Source organism: Kitasatospora sp. NPDC059571 (assembly GCF_042735675.1).
Taxonomy (GTDB): domain Bacteria; phylum Actinomycetota; class Actinomycetes; order Streptomycetales; family Streptomycetaceae; genus Kitasatospora.
The window spans coordinates 1-2,203 of record NZ_JBHWBW010000747.1; the positions used below are offsets into that span (position 1 = coordinate 1).

Sequence of the window (2,203 nt, forward strand, 5' to 3'; positions counted from 1 at the left end):
ACCATCCGCTGCTCCACCCGGCCGGGGTTGGGGGTGAGCACCCGCAACACCGGGGCGGGGGCGCGCGCGCCCCGGGAGCCCGGGCCCCCCGGGGGGCGGGGGCGCGCCGGGGTCCGCCCCCCCGCGCCCCGGCGGGGGGGGCCCGAGCCGCTTCCGGCCCGCGGCCGGGCCGGCCGGTGGAGGAGTGGATTCCGATTGACGCCCGCACGGGCCTGCGTGTTCAATGTTGTACAGACAACTTTGGACGGGTGGGGGGCGTCGGTGACTCCGGAAGCAGTGCCGTTGGTGGTCCTGGCCGCAGCACTGCTGCACGCGGTGTGGAACGCCCTGGCGCACGGAATGGCCGACAAGCTCGCCGGCTTCGCCCTGATGAACACGGCGTTCGTGGCCTGCGGCGCGCTGCTCGCCTGTGCGGCGCCCCTGCCGGACCGCGCGGCCTGGCCGTGCCTGGCCGCCTCCGCCGTGCTGCAGACCTGCTATCAACTGCTGCTCGTCCGCGCCTACCGGCTGGGCGACTTCGGGCAGATGTACCCGCTCGCCCGCGGCACCTCGCCGATGGTGGTGGCCCTCCTCGCGGCGACCGTCCTCGGCATGCCGCTGCACGGCGCCCGGCTGCTCGGCATCGTGGTCATCTCCCTCGGGCTGGCCGGCCTCGCGTTCGGCGGCGGCCTGCCCGGCCGTGCCCAACTGCCCGCACTGGCAACGGCCGTGGGCACCGGCGTGCTGATCGCGGGGTACACCGTGGTGGACGGCGTGGGGGTCCGCCGGGCCGGCGTCGCGAGCGGTTACATCGCCTGGATGTTCGTCGCCCAGGGCGTCCTGATGCTGACCGTCGCCGCCGCCCTGCGCGGCCGCGGGCTGTGGACCGCCTCCCCCGCCGCCCGGCGGACGGGCATCCTCGGCGGCGTCATCTCGCTCACCGCGTACGGCCTGGTGGTGTGGGCGCAGACCGCCGGAGACCTGGCCACCATCGCCGCCCTGCGGGAGACCAGCATCGTCATCGCCGCCCTCATCGGCGTGATCGTCCTGCGCGAACGCCTCGGCCACGTCCGCCTGGCCGCCAGCGCCACCGTCCTCACCGGCATCGCCGTCCTCGAACTCGTCCACGGCTGACCGGCTCAGGGCACGTCACCGGGAGACCGGGCGGGCTCGACCGGCGGGCTCAGTCGGCGGCGGGGCGGCGGCCCCAGGCGGTGATCAGGCCGGGGGAGAGGTCGGCGGTGGTGCCGTCCAGCAGGGAGGCCCGGGCCTCGGCGAGCCGGGCGGCGTCGACCGGGCCGGTGGCGAGCATGGCATCGCGGCTGCGGTCCCAGGTGTCCGCCCAGAACGCGGCGATCGGGCTGCCCGCGGTGAGCGGCGGGACGTGCACCTCCGCACCGACCCCGGTCAGGCCGAGGTCGGCCAGCAGCCGCGGGTAGTCCGGGGTCCACCCCACGTCGGTGCCGATGGTCGTCCGCAGCGACCGCCACATGGCGCGCATGGCCAGCCGGTACGGCGTGTCCGGGGCGTGACCGGTGGTCAGGTCGATCGCGTCGCCCAGGACGAGTACCCCGCCGGGCGCCAGCAGGTCCCGCAGCCGGGCCATGATCCGCCGGTGGTCCGGGAGGTGCATCAGGACGAAGCGGGCGTGCACCAGGTCGAACCGGCCCGGATCGAAGCCCGGATCGGTGACGTCCGCGGCCAGCGTCCGCAACGCACCGCCCGCGTACGGCTCCAGGAAGCGGACGTCGCGATCCACCGCCAGCACCTCGGCGGCGCCGGCCTCGCCGGCCAGCCAGCGGGCGATGGTCCCCGTACCGGCCCCGACGTCGAGGCAGCGGCTGCCCGGGCCGACCCCGAGCGACCGCAGCCGGGCCCGGGTGACCCCGTCGTACGCCAGCGAACCCAGGTCGATGCGCTCGCCCTCGCCGGGTTTCCACGGCTGGAACAGGGACTCCCCGTAGCCGCCCGTCCCGGCCGAGCCGTCCGGACCGGCCGTCCGGGCCGCCGTCGGATCAGCGGACATCGCCGTCCTCCCGTCCGTCCTCCGCGGCCGCCTGGCGTCCGCGGTGTCGGTGTGGACGGTCACGAGCCTATCCGCTCCCGGCCGGCGGCACCGGTTCAGCGCACGGGGCGGCCGCCGCCGGCGCGGCCCAGCCCCGCCCGGGGGGGGGGGGGGGGGGGGCCCGCGCGCCCGCCCGCGCCGCGGACCGCCCCCCCCACC

General features: G+C 77.1%; 2 protein-coding genes. One reads left to right on the forward strand and one right to left on the reverse strand.

Annotated features, from left to right (window positions below; translation table 11 throughout):
- Positions 1-261: 261 nt before the first annotated feature.
- Positions 262-1,113, forward strand: a complete 852-nt coding sequence (locus ACFV0G_RS38585; RefSeq protein WP_380558329.1) for an EamA family transporter — start codon at positions 262-264, stop codon at positions 1,111-1,113.
- A gap of 49 nt (positions 1,114-1,162) precedes the next feature.
- Here the strand turns inward: ACFV0G_RS38585 and ACFV0G_RS38590 are convergent, their stop codons facing one another.
- Positions 1,163-2,005: a class I SAM-dependent methyltransferase gene (locus ACFV0G_RS38590; protein WP_380558332.1), complete on the reverse strand. Its 843-nt coding sequence runs from the start codon at positions 2,003-2,005 to the stop codon at positions 1,163-1,165.
- Positions 2,006-2,203 lie beyond the last annotated feature (198 nt).